The 19,978-nt window shown below is 45.1% G+C and carries 17 protein-coding genes and 1 other RNA gene; 13 read left to right on the forward strand and 5 right to left on the reverse strand.

What is annotated here, in order from left to right:
* Window positions 1-44 precede the first annotated feature (44 nt).
* The gene (locus tag RH46_RS16625; protein WP_006880677.1) at window positions 45-1,112 is read right to left on the reverse strand and encodes a PLP-dependent cysteine synthase family protein; all 1,068 of its coding nucleotides are present in this window, start codon (window positions 1,110-1,112) and stop codon (window positions 45-47) included.
* A 117-nt stretch (window positions 1,113-1,229) separates the two neighbouring features.
* Between RH46_RS16625 and RH46_RS16630 the strand changes: the two genes are divergently transcribed.
* Window positions 1,230-1,703: an Lrp/AsnC family transcriptional regulator gene (locus tag RH46_RS16630; protein ID WP_006880678.1), complete on the forward strand. Its 474-nt coding sequence runs from the start codon at window positions 1,230-1,232 to the stop codon at window positions 1,701-1,703.
* A 27-nt stretch (window positions 1,704-1,730) separates the two neighbouring features.
* Here the strand turns inward: RH46_RS16630 and tesB are convergent, their stop codons facing one another.
* Window positions 1,731-2,591, reverse strand: coding sequence for an acyl-CoA thioesterase II (gene tesB, locus RH46_RS16635; RefSeq protein WP_006880679.1), 861 nt, complete (start codon window positions 2,589-2,591; stop codon window positions 1,731-1,733).
* Window positions 2,592-2,784: 193 nt separating this feature from the next.
* On the opposite strand from tesB, the gene RH46_RS16640 reads away from it, so the two are divergent.
* Complete coding sequence (locus RH46_RS16640) at window positions 2,785-3,210, forward strand: YbaY family lipoprotein (RefSeq protein ID WP_006880680.1); 426 nt, start codon at window positions 2,785-2,787, stop codon at window positions 3,208-3,210.
* A gap of 20 nt (window positions 3,211-3,230) precedes the next feature.
* Here the strand turns inward: RH46_RS16640 and RH46_RS16645 are convergent, their stop codons facing one another.
* The gene (locus RH46_RS16645; RefSeq protein WP_006880681.1) at window positions 3,231-3,533 is read right to left on the reverse strand and encodes a DNA base-flipping protein; all 303 of its coding nucleotides are present in this window, start codon (window positions 3,531-3,533) and stop codon (window positions 3,231-3,233) included.
* Window positions 3,534-3,582: 49 nt separating this feature from the next.
* On the opposite strand from RH46_RS16645, the gene RH46_RS16650 reads away from it, so the two are divergent.
* The 10 genes from RH46_RS16650 to RH46_RS16695 all read left to right on the forward strand — a co-directional run bounded on the left by RH46_RS16650 (window position 3,583) and on the right by RH46_RS16695 (window position 15,551).
* Window positions 3,583-4,323 (forward strand): VP0952 family biofilm-associated protein, encoded by a 741-nt coding sequence (locus tag RH46_RS16650; RefSeq protein ID WP_006880682.1) that lies wholly within the window; start codon window positions 3,583-3,585, stop codon window positions 4,321-4,323.
* A 231-nt stretch (window positions 4,324-4,554) separates the two neighbouring features.
* Window positions 4,555-6,564, forward strand: a complete 2,010-nt coding sequence (locus RH46_RS16655; RefSeq protein WP_006880683.1) for a diguanylate cyclase domain-containing protein — start codon at window positions 4,555-4,557, stop codon at window positions 6,562-6,564.
* A gap of 126 nt (window positions 6,565-6,690) precedes the next feature.
* Window positions 6,691-6,787, forward strand: an RNA gene (gene ffs / locus RH46_RS21885) — signal recognition particle sRNA small type.
* 684 nt (window positions 6,788-7,471) lie between these two features.
* A complete protein-coding gene (locus tag RH46_RS16665; protein WP_006880684.1) occupies window positions 7,472-9,112 on the forward strand; it encodes an ABC transporter substrate-binding protein in 1,641 nt (546 codons plus the stop codon).
* A 71-nt stretch (window positions 9,113-9,183) separates the two neighbouring features.
* Window positions 9,184-10,104 (forward strand): oligopeptide ABC transporter permease OppB, encoded by a 921-nt coding sequence (gene oppB, locus RH46_RS16670; protein WP_006880685.1) that lies wholly within the window; start codon window positions 9,184-9,186, stop codon window positions 10,102-10,104.
* A gap of 15 nt (window positions 10,105-10,119) precedes the next feature.
* Complete coding sequence (gene oppC, locus RH46_RS16675) at window positions 10,120-11,022, forward strand: oligopeptide ABC transporter permease OppC (protein WP_006880686.1); 903 nt, start codon at window positions 10,120-10,122, stop codon at window positions 11,020-11,022.
* Window positions 11,023-11,051: 29 nt separating this feature from the next.
* Window positions 11,052-12,023, forward strand: a complete 972-nt coding sequence (gene oppD / locus RH46_RS16680; protein WP_006880687.1) for an ABC transporter ATP-binding protein — start codon at window positions 11,052-11,054, stop codon at window positions 12,021-12,023.
* Window positions 12,020-13,012, forward strand: a complete 993-nt coding sequence (gene oppF / locus RH46_RS16685) for a murein tripeptide/oligopeptide ABC transporter ATP binding protein OppF (RefSeq protein WP_006880688.1) — start codon at window positions 12,020-12,022, stop codon at window positions 13,010-13,012. The genes oppD and oppF overlap by 4 nt, the downstream gene beginning before the upstream one ends.
* Before the next feature lie 188 nt (window positions 13,013-13,200).
* Window positions 13,201-14,145 carry a glutathione S-transferase family protein gene (locus tag RH46_RS16690; protein WP_006880689.1) on the forward strand — a complete coding sequence of 315 codons (945 nt, stop codon included), beginning with the start codon at window positions 13,201-13,203 and terminating at the stop codon, window positions 14,143-14,145.
* A 131-nt stretch (window positions 14,146-14,276) separates the two neighbouring features.
* Complete coding sequence (locus RH46_RS16695; protein WP_006880690.1) at window positions 14,277-15,551, forward strand: MgtC/SapB family protein; 1,275 nt, start codon at window positions 14,277-14,279, stop codon at window positions 15,549-15,551.
* Between the two features lie 68 nt (window positions 15,552-15,619).
* On the opposite strand, the gene pta is transcribed toward RH46_RS16695, so the two are convergent.
* Together pta and RH46_RS16705 are read right to left on the reverse strand one after the other, a co-directional pair.
* Window positions 15,620-17,785, reverse strand: coding sequence for a phosphate acetyltransferase (gene pta / locus RH46_RS16700; RefSeq protein ID WP_006880691.1), 2,166 nt, complete (start codon window positions 17,783-17,785; stop codon window positions 15,620-15,622).
* A 122-nt stretch (window positions 17,786-17,907) separates the two neighbouring features.
* The gene (locus RH46_RS16705) at window positions 17,908-19,104 is read right to left on the reverse strand and encodes an acetate kinase (RefSeq protein ID WP_006880692.1); all 1,197 of its coding nucleotides are present in this window, start codon (window positions 19,102-19,104) and stop codon (window positions 17,908-17,910) included.
* A 347-nt stretch (window positions 19,105-19,451) separates the two neighbouring features.
* On the opposite strand from RH46_RS16705, the gene yfbV reads away from it, so the two are divergent.
* Window positions 19,452-19,904: a terminus macrodomain insulation protein YfbV gene (gene yfbV, locus RH46_RS16710; protein WP_006880693.1), complete on the forward strand. Its 453-nt coding sequence runs from the start codon at window positions 19,452-19,454 to the stop codon at window positions 19,902-19,904.
* Window positions 19,905-19,978: the final 74 nt, after the last annotated feature.

Below are 19,978 nucleotides of genomic sequence, written 5' to 3' on the forward strand. Positions count from 1 at the left end.
TTACTTCTTGAGCGACGGGCTTTTTTACTGTCTTTGTTCCGGATTTAGCTTAGCTGACCTGTTGCTTCAAACTCTTCAAGTTTCGCTGCATATGGCTGTAGGTCACCGATATTCTCTTTTACCCACTCTGGGTTGTAGTAAGTATCTAAGTAACGTTCGCCGCTATCACACAGTAGCGTCACAATCGAACCTTTTTCACCGCGTGCTTTCATTTCGCTGGCTAGCTGAAGTACGCCGTATAAGTTTGTACCTGTTGACGCACCCACTTTACGACCAAGAATTTTTTCTAGCCAGTGAGCGGTTGCTACGGACGCTGCGTCGGCAATGGTGCGCATTTCGTCAACCACGCCAGGGATAAAGCTTGGCTCAACACGAGGGCGGCCAATGCCTTCAATCTTACTACCACAGTCGCCAGTAATGTTTTTGTTACCTGTTTTAAAGTAGTCGTGGAACACTGAGTTTTCAGGGTCGACAACACACAATTTAGTATCGTGTTGCTGGTAACGAATAAAACGGCCAATCGTCGCTGATGTACCACCAGTCCCCGGGCTCATTACTACCCAGGCAGGAACCGGGTGATCTTCCATTTCCATCTGGCTAAAGATTGAGTTGGCAATGTTATTGTTACCACGCCAGTCGGTAGCACGCTCGGCATAAGTAAATTGATCCATGTAGTGACCATTCAGTTCCTCAGCCAGACGGTGGGACTCTGCATAGATCTGGTCTGAACGATCAACCAGGTGGGCTTTACCACCGTAAAACTCGATCTGTTCAATCTTCTTGCGCGCCGTACATTTAGGCATAACTGCGATAAACGGTAGACCAAGTAGACGTGCAAAGTAAGCTTCTGAAACAGCTGTGCTGCCTGAGGATGATTCGATGATGGTTGTTTCTGGACCAACCCAGCCGTTACAAATCGCGTAAAGGAAAAGGGAGCGAGCAAGACGATGCTTTAGAGAACCAGTAGGATGCGTACTTTCATCTTTTAAATAGACATCAATGCCATCGATGCTTGGTAGATCAAGTTTAATCAAGTGAGTATCAGCACTGCGTTGGTAATCCGCTTCGATTTTACGAACAGCATTGTTAATCCAGTTATGGTCAGTACACATAGGGTTTCTCCTTAGAATCGTTATAGGTTTAATTTATCGATTTAGCTGGAGAAAAACTTTGCTATTTTTGCTCTAGTTTGCTTTATTTGGAGAAAATATTTCTCCAAATGTACTTGTATGGAAATTGAACTGGATAAAACTGACCGAAAAATACTCGATCTGTTACAAAACGATGGCACGCTCTCTCTTAACGACCTTGCTGAGGCGGTAAATCTAACCACCACGCCTTGTTGGAAGCGATTAAAAAAGCTCGAAGAGGCTGGGGTGATTCAAAAGCGGGTTGCGCTGCTTAACCCTGAAAAGTTAGACCTGTCATTTACGGCCTTTGTACTGGTAAAAACCAGTGACCATTCACATGAGTGGTATAGCCGTTTCGTCTCTACAGCTTCTGAGTTTCCTGAGGTAATGGAGTTTTATCGTATGGCTGGGGAGTATGACTATATGATGAAGGTACTGGTCAAAGACATGCAGTGTTTTGACCACTTTTATAAGAAACTGGTCAATTCGGTTGAAGGTATCTCCAATGTCACTTCTACCTTTGCAATGGAACCATTAAAGTACACCACAGCTTTGCCAATCTGCAGCAACTAAAAAAGCCTCCGGTCGGAGGCTTTTTGCTTAATTGGTAAAGCGCATTACGCCTTCTTGGACAGCGGTGGCAACAAGGTCACCATTGCGATTGTAAATCTCACCGCGAACCAAACCACGGGTATTACTTGCTGTCGGGCTCTCTATCGCGTAAAGCAACCAATCGTCGACTTTGAACGGGCGATGGAACCAGATTGAATGGTCGATCGTCGCGACCTGAAACTTAGGAGTCATCAAGGAGACGCCATGGGGATGAAGTGCAGTGACCAGGAATCCCCAATCCGATGCGTAACCAAGTAAGTACTGGTGGATCAGCTGGTTGTCTGGCACCGTACCGTTAGCCTTGATCCATAGGTACTGCTTCGGCTCAGCCTTTTCAGGTTTGAGCGGATTGACTACCGTCACTGGACGCATCTCGATGGGTTTTTCACCGCAGAAAGTTTTCTGTAACTTTTCTGGCAGTAAGTGAGCGATTTGCGAGGCAAGCTCAGACTCTGAAGCAAAGTTTTCTGGTCCCGGAATATCCGGCATAACATTCTGATGTTCGAAGCCAGGTGCATCACCATGGTAAGAGGCCGTCAGGTAGAAAATAGGGCGGCCATTTTGAATTGCTTTAACACGGCGGGTGCTAAAACTACGACCATCACGTAGGTTCTCTACATCATAAATGATCGGCTTTTCGGGATTACCAGGGTAGAGGAAGTAACTGTGAAATGAGTGAACAGTTCTGTCAGGGTCGACGGTATAGCGGGCTGCTGAGAGTGCCTGGCCAATTACCTGGCCACCATAAACTTGTGGCAGGCCGAGGTTTTCACTCTGACCTCTAAAAAGTCCTTCTTCAAGCTTTTCTAATTGCAATAAATCCAATAACTCGTTTAGAGGTTTACTCATGATTGTGACCTTGTAATACGATGTTTCGGTATATTTTACGCAGTTACTGACAAATAAAACAGCTGTTTAAATTTTTAATGTCATCGTAAATCTAGCATAGTCAAAACATTGTCAATAGTTGTACTTGTGCAATGACATTCACATAATTGCCACCTATAATCCTCGCGAATTTAATCAGTTATTGAGAGGCTTTATGAAAAAGGCACTAGCGTTAGTGATGTCGGTTGTATTGGGTGCAGTTTTGGTAGGTTGTCAGTCTTCAGATAAACAGGACCAGCCACAAGTGGATTCAGTTACAGGTACACTGGCTTACCGTGAGCGTATTGCATTACCTGACAATGCAGTAGTGACGGTTACGCTACAAGATATCTCTCTGGCAGATGCTCCGACTAAGGTGATTGCAAAACATCGCTTCGAAACGAATGGTGCGCAAGTACCTTTTGAGTTTGACCTGGCGTACGATACTAACAAGATTGAAGCTCGTCATCGTTACAGCGTCAGCGCACGCATTGAAGTTGACGGTAAACTTCGTTTTATCACCGATACCTCATACCCAGTGATCACTGATAACGCGCAAACAGATAACGTAAATCTACGTTTAATCGGCGTGGGTAACTAAATATCAATCAATGGCAGCCTTTAAGGCTGCCATTGATACTTTCTTAAACTCAACTTTCCTTGCTCGCTTACTTCAATTCCTTCCGCTAACAATTTGGTCCTTTGCCTGACTAAATCTTGTCCTTTTAGCGAAATCTTTCCCTGACTATTTACGACTCGGTGCCAAGGTAGTTTTGAACCCTGAGGCAGATTACCGAGTGCTTTGCCAACGTGGCGTGCATAACCGGGATAACCTGCGCGTTTTGCGATCTCACCGTAAGTCGTGACATTTCCACACGGAATTTGGTGAATTACAGCAAAGATTTGCATTAAAAACTGGTCCATAATCAGAGTGTCCTAGTACAGAGTTCCAAGGAATGGATAAGGAGAGGGCATGGTATTTTCTACATTTCAGTTCTTAGTAACGACCCTATTGGCCGTTGTTTGCGCGCGGAGTATCAGCCTCAGTGAAGGGGATATTCCGGTGCTGGCTCTAATCATACCTGCATTGTGGATCTTTCCTCAAGGCGGTGTCGCTGGATTGGCGCTGATGGCTGCAATGACCACTTACGGTCTGACACTACCTCATCAACCGTTTACGCTTTCTGTCAGCTTGTGGGTTCTGTTCCCATTGCTCATGGTCGCGTTTTCTAAACGCAGTAGCTTGGCTGTGGTACTAACCAGTGCGCTGATCGTATCCACTCTTATGGTGGGCATCATGGTTACCCAAGCTGGTGGCAAGCTTGCTGGCGAACCTGTCATTACTTTTGTTCAGATCGCCTCAGTGGTCGTAATCTGGTGGTCAGTGTCACACTGGAAACCTTCAAACAGACATAGCTGGTGGGCCTTAGGATTGATATTACCGTTATGGATAGCGGATTTATCCTATGCCGTATTAGTCGCACTATGTATTACCGGTATCATGGCTTCTATGGAGAGTATGTCCAAACTGAGCTCATTCCGTTGGAGTAAACTGCTTTGTTGGACGTTGCCTACGGTAGGGTTTGCCGCTCTGGTTGTTACACCTACGATTGAAGTGCCGAATCCGGTATTTGTCGTCTGGATCTGTTTGCTTGGTACGGCATGGATGACTGATTACATACTGCGTAGTGTCGAACAAGAACAGGATATATAAATAGTCAATCAAAATGCTATGAGTATGCGGTTGGCATATTCAATCAGTTGTGTCAGAATTGCGCATGATTTAAACGGATAGGAACTAATTACGTGCTTCAGATCACGCAAGTACCTGTTTGTATACCAATTTAGCGTTGCTACTGGCGGTGATTTTTGTCCCGCCGTGTTGCTAGCATGAGCAACTTTAATAATTATTAATTCATAACTATTCAAACAGGAACAAGCTAGGATGGCTTACCTTTGGCGCATGTGGTTTTTCTTTTCTTGCATGCTACTGATACCTACTACATATGCGGGCACTAAGTACAAAGTTGCGATGGAGGCGGATGACGTAGTTTCGCGCATCCTTTTTGACGCCGTTTCTGAACGCTTTGGTCTGCAGGTAGAGTATGTCTATTATCCTAGTTTCAACGCCATTCTTAATGCAGTTAAAACTTCAGAGGCAGATTTTGCCGCCAACGTGACTTATACAGAAGCACGGGCTGCGTTGTTTGAGTTTTCTAGTCCAACCAATATTGAATACACCTATCTATATAGCCTGACGAACGCCAACTTAGATCAGGTTGCTACGGTAGGGGTGCCTGCTGGTACCATTTATGGTGAACTGATTCGCGCTAACTACCCAGAAATGACTCTGGTTGAATACCGGGGTCATGAGCACGCTAAATCCTTAATTGAAACGCGTCAGGTTGATGGTGTCATTGATGCGATTAATCAGCTTAAACCTATGCTGCTCGCCGGATTTGATGCTCAGCTACTCAATCACCAGTTAACAATCAAGCCAGTCTCTATCGTGTCGCCAAAAGGTAAGCATCAGAAGCTGCTCAAAACCATCGAAAGTTATGTTCATGGAGCACAGGTACAGAAGCTGTTGCGTGAATCGGTGAAGCAGTACCAGTTTGACTTAAGAAAACAGGCACTTCGCCAAGCGGTCATTGATAGTCGGATAAATTATCAAAAGCCGTTAAGAGTCAAAATAGAGAACATAGGTCAGTACGCCACCTATCATCCGGATGGTTCAATTACCGGTATAACCGCAGATGTGGTCTTACAGGCGTGTGAAATTTTGATGTTGAAATGTAATCTTGTCAGCACTTCCGATGAATCTTGGGAGAGCATGTACCATGATTTGATAGATCAGAATATTGATATTTTGTCGCCAATCGCCATTTCCGAGTCACGTAAAAACATCGCCTATTTTTCAGCACCTTATTATTATCCTGAAGCGATTTTAGTTAAGAGGGAAGGGTACAAAGACAATGTGTATAGTAACGTTTCTGAGTTGATCGCTGAGCGTATCGGCGTGATTAGAGATGATTTCTATCAGGAATTACTTTCTCAGCGCTTACCAAACAAAGCGCTGCACGCGTATCCAAGCGGAGATTCAATATTTGACGCTTTATTAGCTGGAGAAATAGATTATCTTGCGGCCAGCCGTGCTAACTTCAATACTCGCCTGCGTGAATCCAATGATCTATTACCTCTGGCGGAAGAGACATTGATTGGTAGCTACTATCAATCACCTATTGCAATAGGCTTTGCCAGAAACGAGCTAGGGGAGATATTGGCGCCCTTGTTCTCACGAGCAATCAAAATGATTGATGTAGAGCGAATCATAGGCAAATACGATTACCAACCGAACTGGAAAGCAACGCTACACGCAGAACAGGCTTTTTCACGAAAGAGTCAAATCTTATTCGTAATGGTGTTGGGCTTCTTAGTGGTGGTCGCTATGTACCTGCACAGTCAGTCTAACACCGACAATCTGACCAGATTACGAAACCGTCGCGCGTTGAAACAGCGTTATCGCAGTGGCATCAATGGTGATGAAACACTGATTTATCTGGATGTAAATCGCTTTAAGCAGATTAACGACAACTATGGCCATGAAGTCGGTGACCAGGTTCTTAAGACAGTGGCCGATTACATTAGTCGTTACTGGCGTGGTACCAGCTATCGGATTGGTGGTGATGAGTTTGTTCTTGTCGGCAAAGCCGATCAGGAAGATGTCGTGAGGCTAAAGCGAAAGTTCGCGTCTGTTCCTTTTGTATCACAGGATAATTCTATCTCTTTTGAAGTCTCTCTCGCATACGGCGCTTCATATTCGGGAAGGAGCTTTATGAGTATCGAAGAGGTGATTCATGAAGCGGATGTGGAAATGTATCAGCATAAACAGTCTCAGGCTGAAGGTGCTCATAGTGTGAGAAAAGCTGCAAAAGTGATTCGTCTTAACCAATAGTGGTTACTCACTAAGCAGTTGAATCGAAAAGATGACTTTTCTGGCTTGTTTGACTTGAAATAGCCCTGAGGATGACTGATAATCCCCTCACTCCTTAGCCATGCTAAGAAAAAGAATCTATGGAGGCCCTGGTCCTCCCGCAACAATAGCTCGTGAACTCGGTCAGGTCCGGAAGGAAGCAGCCGCAGCGAGTGACTTGTGTGCCGGGATGTGGCTGGGGCTTCCACCCATTAAAAACGCCGCTTTTATTAGCGGCGTTTTGCTATCTGCTACTTTTTAACTTAAATCCTTTCCTTTTTGTCTAAACATTAGAATTCTCGTTTAGAACTTATTCCAACCCGCGTTAACTATTTTCCGTCCGTCAGATTGTTCTGATAAAAAAATCTAAATGAACCCGCATGTATTAATGATGGGAATATCTATTATTTGGTTGATAATGGGGATTAATGTCTGAAATATGATAATTAGACTTTGGTAAATTTAAGTGAAGTGACTAAGTTCACAGAACCTACTTTTATCAAAGGCAAATGTAGCTAAGTGTTAGCTGGATTGCATTACTTTTGTAAATTTTTCCGCACAATATATAGCATAAGATGCTAAAAAAGCTTCTTATTAGATAATTTGGCACTTCAATCTACGTCGGAAAGAATTTTTATTTCATTTATCTAATTAATTCTTAGTTCCTAGTGATTATTACCAATTTATTGACGTAATCGCGTATATATACGACTTTTTGCTACATTTTTATGGCAAATTACTTCAATGGTTGCTAATGTGTGCCGCAATCTTTGTATTAATTTAGATTTTTATGCTTAATTTTTTGAGCAAAACAGTTCTAAATCACTGGCCGTTCTGGTGAGATACAAAGAAGTCATGGATGCAATACATAAAACTCGGAGTTTAATGCATGTACAAGAATAAAATCACACAAGCCCTACTTCTAGGTGCTGGATTGGCAGTGGCTGCCACTTCTACTACTACACTTGCAGCAGATGTTCCTGCTGGCACTCAACTAGCTAAAGTTCAAGAACTGGTCCGTGGTAACGGTACTGAAGTAGCGTCTCTTGATCCGCACAAAGTTGAAGGTGTTCCAGAGTCACACGTTCTACGTGACCTGATGGAAGGGCTAGTGATTCAAGACGGTCCAGGTAACACAATCCCTGGTGCTGCTGAGTCTTGGACTACAGAAGACAACCAAACTTTCACTTTCAAGATCCGTAAAGACGCAAAATGGTCTAACGGTGACCCAGTAACTGCTTACGACTTTGAATACAGCTTCAAACGTGCTGCAGATCCAGCAACAGCTTCTCCTTATGCTTGGTACATCGAATACACCAAGATGAAGAACGCTAAAGACATCATTGCTGGCAAAAAAGACGTAAGTGAGCTTGGTGTTAAAGCTGTTGACGATCACACTCTAGTTCTAGAAACAGAAGTACCACTACCTTACTTTGTTAAGATGATGGCACACACTACGATGTACCCAGTTCACAAAGCTACAGTAGAGAAATTCGGTAGCAACTGGACTAAACCAGGTAACTTCGTGGGTAACGGTGCATACGTACTGTCTGACTGGGTTGTGAACGAAAAGATTGTTCTTGAGCGCAACACAAATTACTGGGATAACAAAGATACAGTAATTGATAAGGTAACTTTCCTACCTATCGAAAACCAAAACGCGGAAATGAACCGCTTCCTATCTGGTGAAATTCACCTAACATACGAAGTGCCAAACGAGCAGTTCCGTCGTCTGTCTAAAGATTACCCAGAAAACGTAGTGGTTTCTCCAAACCTATGTACTTACTACTACGGCTTCAACACTCAACGTCCTCCATTCGATGATGTTCGTGTACGTAAGGCTCTTTCTTACACAATCGACCGTGACATCATTACTAAAGCAATTCTTGGTCAAGGCCAGAAACCTGCTTTCGCTCTAACTCACAGCGGTATTACTGGTTTCGCACCAGAAGCACCTGAGTATGCAGAGCTATCTCAAAAAGAGCGTATTGCTAAAGCAAAAGAACTGTTAGGAGAAGCAGGCTTTGGTCAAGGCAAACCTCTAGACTTCACTCTTCTTTACAACACATCTGAGAACCACAAGAAGATCGCTGTAGCGGTACAATCTATGTGGAAGAAATCTCTGGGTGGTTTTGTAAACGTTAAGCTAGAAAACCAAGAGTGGAAAACGTACCTAGACAGCAGTAAGCAAGGCAACTTTGATGTTCGTCGTGCAGGCTGGTGTGCGGACTACAACGAAGCATCTACATTCCTAGCAATTGCTATGACTGAGAACGGTTCGAACGATCAGAAATACTCAAGCGACGTATTTGATAAAGCAATGAACGATGCGGTTAACGTAGCTAAGACAGAAGATGAGCGTAACAAGTTCTACGCAATCGCTGAAGCTCAGCTTGCGCAAGACATGCCAATCGCTCCAATTTACCAGTACGTTCAGCCACGCCTAGTGAGCACAGCAGTAGGCGGCTATCCTGATCAAAACCCTCAGGACAATATCTACTCAAAAGATATGTACATCAAAAGCAAATAGTAAATTGAAGTAGATTTGAGTGCGCCCGTAGCTCGCGCTATGGGCGCACTTTTTTAGATGTGAGATGCATTATGTTGAAGTTAATTTTTACTCGTATTGTGGAAGCAATTCCTACCTTACTTGTCCTAATAACCGTTTCGTTTTTCCTTATGCGTTTTGCTCCAGGTAACCCTTTTTCATCTGAAAAAACTTTGCCACCTGAAGTAATGCAGAACATCAACGAGAAGTACGGCCTGGATAAGCCCCTTTTTGAACAATACACCACCTATTTAGGCAATATTTTGCAAGGTGATTTTGGCCCATCATTCAAGTACAAAGACTACACAGTAAATGAGTTAGTCGCTGAAGCACTACCGGTTTCAGCAAAAGTGGGCTTCTATGCGTTTATTTTTACCGTAATCGTCGGTGTGGCGGTTGGTACGCTAGCTGCGCTAAAACAGAATACCTGGCTTGACTATTCGGTCATGTCAACGTCCATGATAGGGGTGGTGTTGCCCTCCTTCGTGTTCTCGCCCGTTCTGATCTATATCTTCTCAATTGGTTTAGGCTGGTTCCCGGCCGGCGGTTGGAACGGTGGTGCAATCGAGTACATGGTTCTGCCTGTTCTGGGTATGTCATTCCTGTACATCGCTACCTTTGCGCGTATTACACGTGGTTCAATGATCGAAACGTTGAACAGTAACTTTATCCGTACAGCGCGAGCGAAAGGCTTGAGCTACCGTTACATTATTCTTAAGCACGCACTTAAGCCTGCGCTGCTTCCTGTAGTGTCTTACATGGGTCCTGCATTCGTAGGTATCATTACTGGTTCTGTTGTAATCGAAACAATTTTTGGCCTGCCAGGCATTGGTAAGCTATTCGTAAACGCAGCATTTAACCGTGACTACTCGCTAGTAATGGGAATTACCATTCTAATTGGTTTCCTATTCATCCTATTCAACGCTGTCGTTGATATCTTGCTAGCGTTAATAGACCCGAAAATCCGTTACTAACAGGGACGTATCGTTATGTTAACGAAAAAAGAGAATCTAGAAGCGATCGAAAAATTCTCAGAGAATCTAGAGATTGAAGGTCGTAGTTTGTGGCAAGACGCCCGTATCCGTTTTATGCGTAACAAAGCGGCAATGGTGAGTCTGCTAATTCTATTCATCATGACATTGGCAGTCATTTTCCTGCCAATGATCGCACCTTATACCTTCGATGATACTGACTGGTATGCGATGCACGTTGGACCAAGCGCGGAACACTGGTTTGGTACTGATAGCTTAGGTCGTGACCTATATGTACGTACCCTTATTGGTGGTCGTATCTCGTTAATGGTTGGTGTACTAGGTGCGCTTGTCGCTGTACTTATTGGTACACTTTACGGCGCGGCATCTGGCTTCATTGGCGGCAAAGTAGACCGTCTGATGATGCGTGTACTAGAGATCCTATACGCGGTTCCATTTATGTTCCTGGTTATCGTACTAGTAACCTTCTTTGGCCGTAACATCATCCTTATCTTCGTAGCGATTGGTGCGATTGCTTGGCTTGATATGGCGCGTATTGTACGTGGTCAGACTCTAAGCTTGCGTAGCAAAGAATTCATCGAAGCGGCTCACGTATGTGGTGTAAGTAAATGGAAGATCATTACTCGTCACATCGTACCGAACGTACTGGGTATCGTAGCGGTTTACTCAACGCTGCTAATCCCAAGCATGATTCTGACTGAGTCATTCTTATCATTCCTTGGTCTTGGCGTTCAGGAGCCAATGACAAGTTGGGGCGCATTACTCCAAGAAGGGTCACAAACAATGGAAATTGCTATCTGGCAACTTGCATTCCCGGCAGCCTTTATGGTCGTGACTCTGTTCTGCTTCAACTATGTTGGTGATGGTCTGCGCGACGCGCTTGACCCGAAAGACCGCTAATTAAAAATATAAAGATTAAGGAAGCAATGATGAGTCTATTAGATGTCAAAGACTTGCGTGTCGAATTTACCACACAAGATGGTATCGTCACCGCTGTAAACGATTTGAACTTCTCACTAAACCAGGGCGAAACGCTTGGTATCGTGGGTGAGTCTGGTTCAGGTAAATCTCAAACAGTATTCGCTATCATGGGCCTGTTAGCTAAAAACGGCATCATTTCTGGTAGCGCAAAGTTTGAAGGTAACGAAATCCTGAACCTTCCAGAAGCTGCTCTGAACAAAGTTCGTGCAGAGCAGATTGCGATGATTTTCCAAGACCCAATGACGTCACTTAACCCATACATGAAGGTAAGTGATCAGTTGATGGAAGTTCTGATGCTGCATAAAGGTATGGGCAAAGCTGAAGCTTTCGAAGAGTCAGTGCGCATGCTAGAAGCGGTAAAAATTCCTGAAGCTCGTAAGCGTATTACCATGTACCCACATGAGTTCTCGGGCGGTATGCGTCAGCGTGTAATGATTGCAATGGCGCTGCTATGTCGTCCTAAACTGCTTATCGCTGATGAACCAACTACGGCGTTGGACGTAACGGTTCAGGCTCAGATCATGGATCTGTTGAATGAACTGAAACAAGAGTTCAACACTGCAATCATCATGATTACCCATGACCTGGGTGTTGTTGCGGGTTCATGTGACAAGGTATTGGTAATGTATGCTGGTCGTACGATGGAGTACGGCACAGTAGATGAAATCTTCTATAACCCAAGTCACCCATACGCGGAAGGTCTGCTTAAAGCGATTCCTCGCCTTGATACTGAAGGTGAAATCCTACCGACGATTCCGGGCAACCCACCAAACTTGCTACGTTTGCCAACAGGCTGTCCGTATCAAGAGCGTTGCCACCGTGTAATAGATCGTTGTAAGCGTGAAACGCCAATTCTGACTCCATTTGGAGATGGCCGTCAGCGTGCATGTTTTTCTGATTGGGAGGCTTGGAGCAAATGAGTGTAGATAAATCGCTATTACTGGACGTAAAGAATCTTAAAGTTCACTTTAATATCGCAGCCAAGTCAGCTTGGCCTTGGGCAAAGCCTGCAAACCTTAAAGCCGTAGACGGTGTTAACGTTCGTCTATATGAAGGTGAAACACTGGGCGTAGTAGGTGAGTCAGGTTGTGGTAAGTCGACATTTGCTCGCGCAATTATCGGTTTGGTGGAAGCAACTGACGGTGACGTTATGTGGCTTGGTCAGGATCTGACTAAGATGCAAGAAGTACAACGTCGTGAAACTCGTAAAGAGATTCAGATGATTTTCCAGGACCCTCTGGCATCACTAAACCCACGTATGACGGTTGGTGATATCATCGCTGAGCCTCTTGAAACTTTCTACCCAGAACTGTCTAAGGTAGAAGTAAAAGATCGCGTTAAAGAGATGATGGCAAAAGTAGGTCTACTGCCTAACGTTATCAACCGTTACCCGCACGAGTTCTCTGGTGGTCAGTGTCAGCGTATCGGTATTGCCCGTGCACTGATTCTTAAGCCTAAGATGATCATCTGTGATGAGCCAGTATCAGCACTGGATGTATCGATTCAGGCTCAGGTAGTTAACCTGCTTAAAGAATTGCAGAAAGAGCTGGGTCTTTCACTGGTATTTATCGCGCACGACTTGTCAGTCGTTAAACACATTTCAGATCGTGTACTGGTCATGTACTTGGGTAATGCGGTTGAACTGGGCGAAGCAGAAGCACTGTTCGCTGATCCAAAGCACCCATACACGCGTGCTTTGATGTCTGCGGTACCAATCCCTGATCCTAAACTAGAACGTAATAAGCAGATTGAGATGCTTGAGGGTGATTTACCATCACCAATTAGTCCTCCTTCAGGTTGTGTGTTCCGTACACGTTGTCCTCAGGCAACGGATGCGTGTGCACAAACGAAACCGACCATCGAAGGTAACGACACTCACGCAGTATCATGTTTGCACGTTAGCGTATAATTTACGCTCAAAGCTATAATCAGCGCGGCTTCCTTTAAGGGAGCCGCGCTTTTTTGTATCGGTTGTATTACAACGTCGTCCGGTTCCATTCAAAATATTCGAACAACTAAGCCAACGCTGTCTAATTATCTCAGGCAAATTTTTTTTTATACTAATCTCATCAACATATGCGGGTTAGGAGCGAAAAGATGGGTAAGTTAGTCGAAGGTGTGTGGCAAGACGTTTGGTATGACACCAAATCAAGCAATGGCAAATTTGTCAGGGAAGATGCCGGTTTTCGCGATTGGATCCGAAACCAGCCTGACGCTAAGTTCCAGCCAGAGTCGGGCCGATATCATCTCTATGTATCGTTAGCTTGTCCCTGGGCGCATCGCACCCTCATTTTCCGTAAGCTGAAAGGTCTTGAAGAACATATTGATGTCACTGTTGTCTGTCCGGATATGATGTCAGAAGGCTGGCAAATGGGGTTACCGGAGCCACTATTTGGCCATACGCGCTTACATCAAATCTACACCGAAGCTAAGCCTGATTACACAGGACGAGTTACGGTACCTGTATTATGGGACAAAAAGCACAATACGATTGTTAGTAACGAGTCGTCGGAAATTATCCGCATGTTTAACTCTGAGTTTAACCATATCACCGGAAACACGGATGATTACTACCCAGAATCAGCACGTGAGCTTATTGACGAATGGAATGCCTATGTCTATCCACATGTAAATAATGGTGTTTATCGCTGTGGTTTCGCAACCACACAAGAGGCATACGAAGAAGCCTATAACCATCTGTTTGAGTCACTAGACAGACTGGAAGCCCATTTGGCTAAAAACCGCTACCTGGCTGGAGACAGCTTAACTGAAGCGGACTGGCGACTTTTTACCACTCTCATTCGGTTTGATGCGGTTTACGTCGGACATTTTAAATGTAATAAGAAGCGGATTGCCGACTATCCGAACCTGAATGGATATATGAAAGAGCTCTATCAGGTACCGGGGATTAAAGAGACAACCGATTTCTACCATATCAAACGTCACTATTACTTCAGTCACACGGGCATCAATCCGACTCAAGTCGTGCCGAAAGGCCCAGAGCTTGACTTGGAATCGGCTCATGGTCGGGAACAGCTCTAGTTACTAACCCATAATAAATAGCGTCACTCGGTGGCGCTTTTTATTTTTTTGTTTTACACCGTCAATCACGAAATTCGCTGCGATATTGCATAAACTAATGATAGTAAAGCCGAAGTTTGAGGAACTGAGGTATGGATATCAGCGGATTGTTTAATGGCGACCACCTGACATGGAATCTATTTGTTTCCTTGCTGCTTGGAGCCATTGTTGGCACTCAGCGCGGCTGGGTGATGCGAAATAGCGTTGAGGGAAGTCGGGTAGCGGGTATTCGCACGTTTTCCTTAGTCGGCTTACTTGGCGGTTTGACGGCTATTTTAGCCAAGCTATATAGTCCGTTGCTGATTGGCTTCGCGCTGATCGCGTTAGTCATTTTGGCCTGTATTGCTTTTGTCGTTCAGCAGAAGAGAAGTGACGATGTAAGCATTACTGGTGTCGTCAGTTTACTGGTCACTTTTGTGCTGGGAATTCTGGCTGTTTCTGGCGAGGCAGTCTTGGCGGTGGCGGCGGCTGTTATTACTGCGGTGGTACTCGATAACAAAAAGGAACTCCATCAAGCGCTACAGCGGCTTAAAGAGTACGAGCTCGATGCCGGACTGCGTTTGCTGTTGATATCGATTGTCCTGTTACCTCTATTACCCAACCAAACCTATGGCCCCTGGAATGCTCTCAACCCCTATGAAATATGGTGGATGGTGGTACTGATTGCCAGTATCTCATTTGTTGGTTACTTCGCGATAAAAATCGGTGGCGCGAAACGAGGCATCCTGTTTACATCAGTATTTGCAGGCCTCAGCTCTTCAACAGCGCTGACATTACAATTCTCACACCTATCCCGTGAGCAACCGGCTATTAGCCCATTGCTTGCCAGTGGTATCCTTTTAAGTTGTGGCACCATGTTCCCGCGCTTACTGATTGTTCTTTCGGTAATTAGCCCCCAGTTGGTTCACTTGTTATGGCCGATTGTACTGACAATGATGCTGGCACTCTACCTTCCGGCCTGGTGGGTATGGAACAGAAGTGAACTCAGCAACATCGAGCCATCGAACAAACAGGCTAATCCATTAGCACTGCAGTCTGCGCTGTTTTTTGGTGTCGTGCTGGCAGTCATTATGTTGTTGTCGCAGGCGTTATTGCAATGGTTTGGTGATGCAGGGGTTTTATTGCTATCCGCCTTGTCCGGTATTACCGATGTTGACGCAATTTCTTTAGCCCTAGGGCGTCAAAGCACAGGTTCATTGAGTTCTACGACGGCCGTACTGGGTATCCTGATTGCGGCTTCGGTCAATACCGTGGTTAAAATGGCAATGGTTGTTTCGATTGGTGATAAGGCTTTGTGGGTGAGGGTAGCACCTGTAATGATCGGCTGTGTCGTGGCAGGCGCCGCAGTGTACCTGGCATTACATTAATCTATGCAGAGATAAAACAAACCCCCGCATTTGCGAGGGTTTGTGTAGGCCAAAACAGAAGCGGAAAATTAGTTAACCACTTTCTCTTTTGCTTGTTCTGCCTGGTCAGCCTGAATCGCTGTTAGAGCAACTGTGTATACGATGTCGTCAACTAGAGCGCCGCGAGACAGATCGTTTACTGGCTTACGCATGCCCTGAAGCATTGGACCGATAGACACTAGGTCAGCTGAACGCTGTACCGCTTTGTAAGTTGTGTTACCAGTGTTTAGGTCTGGGAATACGAATACCGTCGCTTTACCTGCTACCGGAGAGTTAGGCGCTTTAGAAGCGGCAACGTTTTCCATGATAGCTGCGTCGTACTGTAGAGGACCGTCGATAACGAGATCTGGACGTTTCTCTTGAGCGATCTTAGTCGCTTCACGTACTTTATCTACGTCTGCACCTTTACCAGATTCACCAGTAGAGTAAGAGATCATAGCAACGCGTGGTTCGATACCAAATGCTGCTGCAGAGTCAGCAGATTGGATAGCGATTTCAGCTAACTGTTCAGCAGTCGGATCTGGGTTGATCGCACAGTCACCGTAAACCAGTACCTGATCAGGTAGTAGCATGAAGAAAACAGAAGATACGATAGACGCATCAGGTGCAGTCTTGATGATCTGGAACGGAGGAACGATAGTGTTTGCCGTTGTGTGAACAGCACCTGAAACCAGACCGTCTACTTCGTCATTCTCAAGCATCATAGTGCCAAGGAATACTGAATCTTGTAGCTTCTCGCGAGCAACAACTTCTGTCATACCTTTAGCGCCACGTAGCTCAACCAGACGAGCAACGTAGTTTTCACGTACTTCATCAGAGTTGATGATAGTTACGCCAGCACCTAGTTCAACGCCTTGTTGCGCAGCAACACGTTTGATCTCTTCTGGGTTACCAAGAAGCACACATTCAGCGATACCACGCTCTGCACAGATAGCCGCAGCTTTAACTGTACGTGGCTCATCACCTTCAGGAAGAACGATACGTTTACCTGCTTTACGAGCGAACTCAGTTAGCTGGTAACGGAATGCTGGAGGGCTTAGACGACGAGACTTCTGAGTACCTTCAGTCATAGACTCGATCCAGTTGCCATCGATGTTGCCAGCCACGTGCTCGTTAATGAACTCGATACGCTCTTTATCGTCAGCAGGAACTTCGATGCTGAAGCTCTGTAGGTTCAGAGAAGTTTGCCAAGTGTTACCTTGTGCCTTGAAGATAGGCAGACCTGAATCAAACGCTGGCTTACATAGACCTACGATCTCTTCTGGAATGTCGTAACCGCCAGTCAGAAGGATTGCACCGATTTCAACACCGTTCATTGCTGCCAGAGCGGCTGCAACGATTACGTCAGGACGGTCTGCTGAAGTTACTAGCAGTGAACCTGGCTTGAAGTGTTCAATCATGTTTGGCAGTGAACGTGCACAGAATGTGATGCTCTTGATACGGCGAGTGTTGATGTCACCAGCGTTGATGATATCAGCGTTTAGGTGCTCAGCCATGTCAATTGCACGAGTTGCGATTAGGTCAATGCTCCATGGCACACAACCTAGTACGCGGATTGGAGATGTGTTGAAGATCTCCATTACTTTCATTTCGTTCTGCTTCGCACTGTCAGCATCGTCGAAGATTTCAGACAGATCCGGACGAGTACGACCAGCTTCATCAACAGGAGCGTTTAGCTTGTTGATGATAACGCCAGAGATGTTTTTGTTCTTAGTACCGCCAAAGTTAGAGCAAGCAACTTCGATACGCTCTTTAAGTTGAGCTGGGTTGTCTGTGCCTGGCGTAGCAACTAGTACGATCTCTGCACCAAGTGTTGCTGCGATTTCAGCGTTCACCTGGTTAGCGAATGGGTGTTTACGAGTAGGTACCAGACCTTCGATAAGAGTTACGTCAGCATCTTTGTTGATCTGGTTGTAACGCTCAACAACAGTTTCTAGTAGCTCGTCCATGTTGTCGTTACCGATTAGGCTTTCAGCAACAGACATCATCAATGGCGTACCAATCTTAACATCGCTGTTAGCGCCAACGATTGTTGACGTTAAGTCTGGCTGATCACCGCCAGAACGAGGTTGACAGATTGGCTTGTAGAAAGAAACTTTAACGCCTTTGCGCTCCATAGCGCGAAGAACACCCATGCTTACGCTAGTAAGACCAACACCAGCACTTGCAGGGATAAGCATAATAGTACGAGACATTCGTAGAGTACCTTTAGCTATTGGGATAAAAGCTTAACTGCGTATTCCTTAATCATATTGGAATAGGAGTTAAGCCCCTTAGTAAGAAAACCGGCTGACGTTGTGTCAGCCGGTTAAGTCAATTAAAGACCTGCTAGACGTGCAGTGTCTTCAGCGATAACTAGCTCTTCGTTTGTAGAGATAACCATTGCTGGGATACGGCTGTTTTCAGTTGTGATAGTACCTTCACCACCGAAACGAGCTTTAAGGTTAGCTTCGCCATCAACTTCGATACCGAAGATGCCTAGACGGTTAAGAACCATTTCACGGATTGGGCCAGAGTTTTCACCGATACCACCAGTGAATACGATAGCGTCCAGACGACCTTCTAGAGATGCAGTGTAACCAGCAACGTACTTAGCTAGGCGGTGGCAGAATACGTCCATCGCGCGAGTTGCTTCTTCTTTCTCACCGTAGTTGTCTTCAACGAAACGACAGTCAGAAGTTACTTCTGTCAGACCAGCTAGACCAGACTCTTTAGTTAGCATGTTGTTGATTTTCTCAACAGAGTAACCAAGAGTATCGTGTAGGTGGAAGATGATCGCAGGGTCGATGTCGCCACAACGAGTACCCATTACCAGACCTTCTAGAGGGGTCAGACCCATTGAAGTGTCTACAGACTTACCGTTTTTAACTGCACATACAGACGCACCGTTACCTAGGTGACAGTTGATGATGTTAACTTCGTCAACTGGCTTGCCAAGGATGTTAGCAACTTCACGAGTGATGAATAGGTGTGAAGTACCGTGCATGCCGTAACGACGGATACCGTGCTCTTTGTATAGGTTGTATGGAAGAGCGTATAGGTAAGACTCTTCAGGCATTGTTTGGTGGAAAGCAGTGTCAAACACAGCAACGTTTTTCAGTGCTGGGAAAGATTTTTGTGCTGCTTTGATGCCGATGATGTGAGCAGGGTTGTGAAGAGGTGCTAGAGTCGCACAGTCTTCGATGCCTTTAAGCACGTCGTCAGTAATAAGTGCAGACTGAGTGAACTTCTCGCCGCCGTGTACAACACGGTGACCGATTGCTGCTAGGTTCTCAGAAAGCTCTGGCTTAGAAGCAAGAATAGTTTCTACCATGAACGCTAGAGCTTCTTCGTGAGCTGCGCCGTTGCCTAGTTGAGCTTCGTGCTTACCGTCAAGTTTCCACTTGATACGAGCTTCAGGAAGGTGCAGACATTCTGCAAGACCTGTTAGATGCTCATCACCGCTTTCTGCATCAACAACAGCAAATTTAAGAGAAGAACTACCGCAGTTTAAAACTAAAACTAGCTTTGACATGAGTGACTACCTGTAATAATCAGTTAGGATAAAAATTAATCACAAGAATAGACGATGCATAACAAGCTGCGTACTAATCTTGGTCAAAAAAACTTAGAATTCCATATAAAAAGACAGTGGCGATCCTGATCACCACTCTTGCATCCGATGCAGAAAGGTCTCAAGAGTTGCTTAAATTGTAAATAACAGCAACAATGAGATTGTGGGTCCGCAAAGGATAACGATAATAAGCAATGATAACAAAAAAATTTGAAAGAATATTAACTTTCATCAATTTTTTGTCTTAATAGTTGAATCTTTCAACTAAATTTTAGTTTTGGACCCACTGATGAAGTGAGAGAACCCCTATGAGCAATAAAGTCGGTTTAGTTCACAGCCTACGTGATGGGCAAAAGTACATGGACATTTGGCCCATGCGTAAAGAGCTGAATATGCTATTCCCTGAACAGCGTATTATCAAAGCGACTCGTTTTGGCGTCAAAGTGATGCCGGCCATTGCAGCGATTAGTGTGTTGACGCAGATGGCGTTTAACAATTATCAATCGATGCCACAAGCAGTCATTATTGCACTGTTCGCTATTAGTATGCCTATTCAGGGGATGTGGTGGTTAGGTAATCGCTCTAATACTCAGCTTCCGCCAGCACTGGCAGGTTGGTACCGCGAGATTTATCAGAAAATTGCCGAAAGTGGTTTCGCACTTGAACCAATGAAATCGCGCCCTCGTTATAAAGAGCTGGCACAGATCCTTAACCGCGCATTCCGTCAGCTAGATAAGTCAGCGTTAGAGCGTTGGTTCTAAAAGAACAGTTTCGAGAACGCTTCGCTTCGAGATCGGACTTCGTCCTGTGAGATTTTAGAACGGACTTCGTCTTT

This window comes from Vibrio brasiliensis LMG 20546, assembly GCF_000189255.1.
Classification (GTDB): Bacteria; Pseudomonadota; Gammaproteobacteria; order Enterobacterales; family Vibrionaceae; genus Vibrio; species Vibrio brasiliensis.

Coding starts and splice junctions, on each gene's coding strand:
- RH46_RS16690 (WP_006880689.1), top strand. CDS start 13,201: ATGGGTAAGTTAGTCGAAGGTGTGTGGCAAGACGTTTGGTATGACACC.
- oppD (WP_006880687.1), top strand. CDS start 11,052: ATGAGTCTATTAGATGTCAAAGACTTGCGTGTCGAATTTACCACACAA.
- oppC (WP_006880686.1), top strand. CDS start 10,120: ATGTTAACGAAAAAAGAGAATCTAGAAGCGATCGAAAAATTCTCAGAG.
- RH46_RS16695 (WP_006880690.1), top strand. CDS start 14,277: ATGGATATCAGCGGATTGTTTAATGGCGACCACCTGACATGGAATCTA.
- yfbV (WP_006880693.1), top strand. CDS start 19,452: ATGAGCAATAAAGTCGGTTTAGTTCACAGCCTACGTGATGGGCAAAAG.
- RH46_RS16630 (WP_006880678.1), top strand. CDS start 1,230: ATGGAAATTGAACTGGATAAAACTGACCGAAAAATACTCGATCTGTTA.
- pta (WP_006880691.1), bottom strand. CDS start 17,785: ATGTCTCGTACTATTATGCTTATCCCTGCAAGTGCTGGTGTTGGTCTT.
- tesB (WP_006880679.1), bottom strand. CDS start 2,591: ATGAGTAAACCTCTAAACGAGTTATTGGATTTATTGCAATTAGAAAAG.
- RH46_RS16650 (WP_006880682.1), top strand. CDS start 3,583: ATGGTATTTTCTACATTTCAGTTCTTAGTAACGACCCTATTGGCCGTT.
- RH46_RS16705 (WP_006880692.1), bottom strand. CDS start 19,104: ATGTCAAAGCTAGTTTTAGTTTTAAACTGCGGTAGTTCTTCTCTTAAA.
- RH46_RS16665 (WP_006880684.1), top strand. CDS start 7,472: ATGTACAAGAATAAAATCACACAAGCCCTACTTCTAGGTGCTGGATTG.
- oppB (WP_006880685.1), top strand. CDS start 9,184: ATGTTGAAGTTAATTTTTACTCGTATTGTGGAAGCAATTCCTACCTTA.
- oppF (WP_006880688.1), top strand. CDS start 12,020: ATGAGTGTAGATAAATCGCTATTACTGGACGTAAAGAATCTTAAAGTT.
- RH46_RS16640 (WP_006880680.1), top strand. CDS start 2,785: ATGAAAAAGGCACTAGCGTTAGTGATGTCGGTTGTATTGGGTGCAGTT.
- RH46_RS16655 (WP_006880683.1), top strand. CDS start 4,555: ATGGCTTACCTTTGGCGCATGTGGTTTTTCTTTTCTTGCATGCTACTG.
- RH46_RS16645 (WP_006880681.1), bottom strand. CDS start 3,533: ATGGACCAGTTTTTAATGCAAATCTTTGCTGTAATTCACCAAATTCCG.
- RH46_RS16625 (WP_006880677.1), bottom strand. CDS start 1,112: ATGTGTACTGACCATAACTGGATTAACAATGCTGTTCGTAAAATCGAA.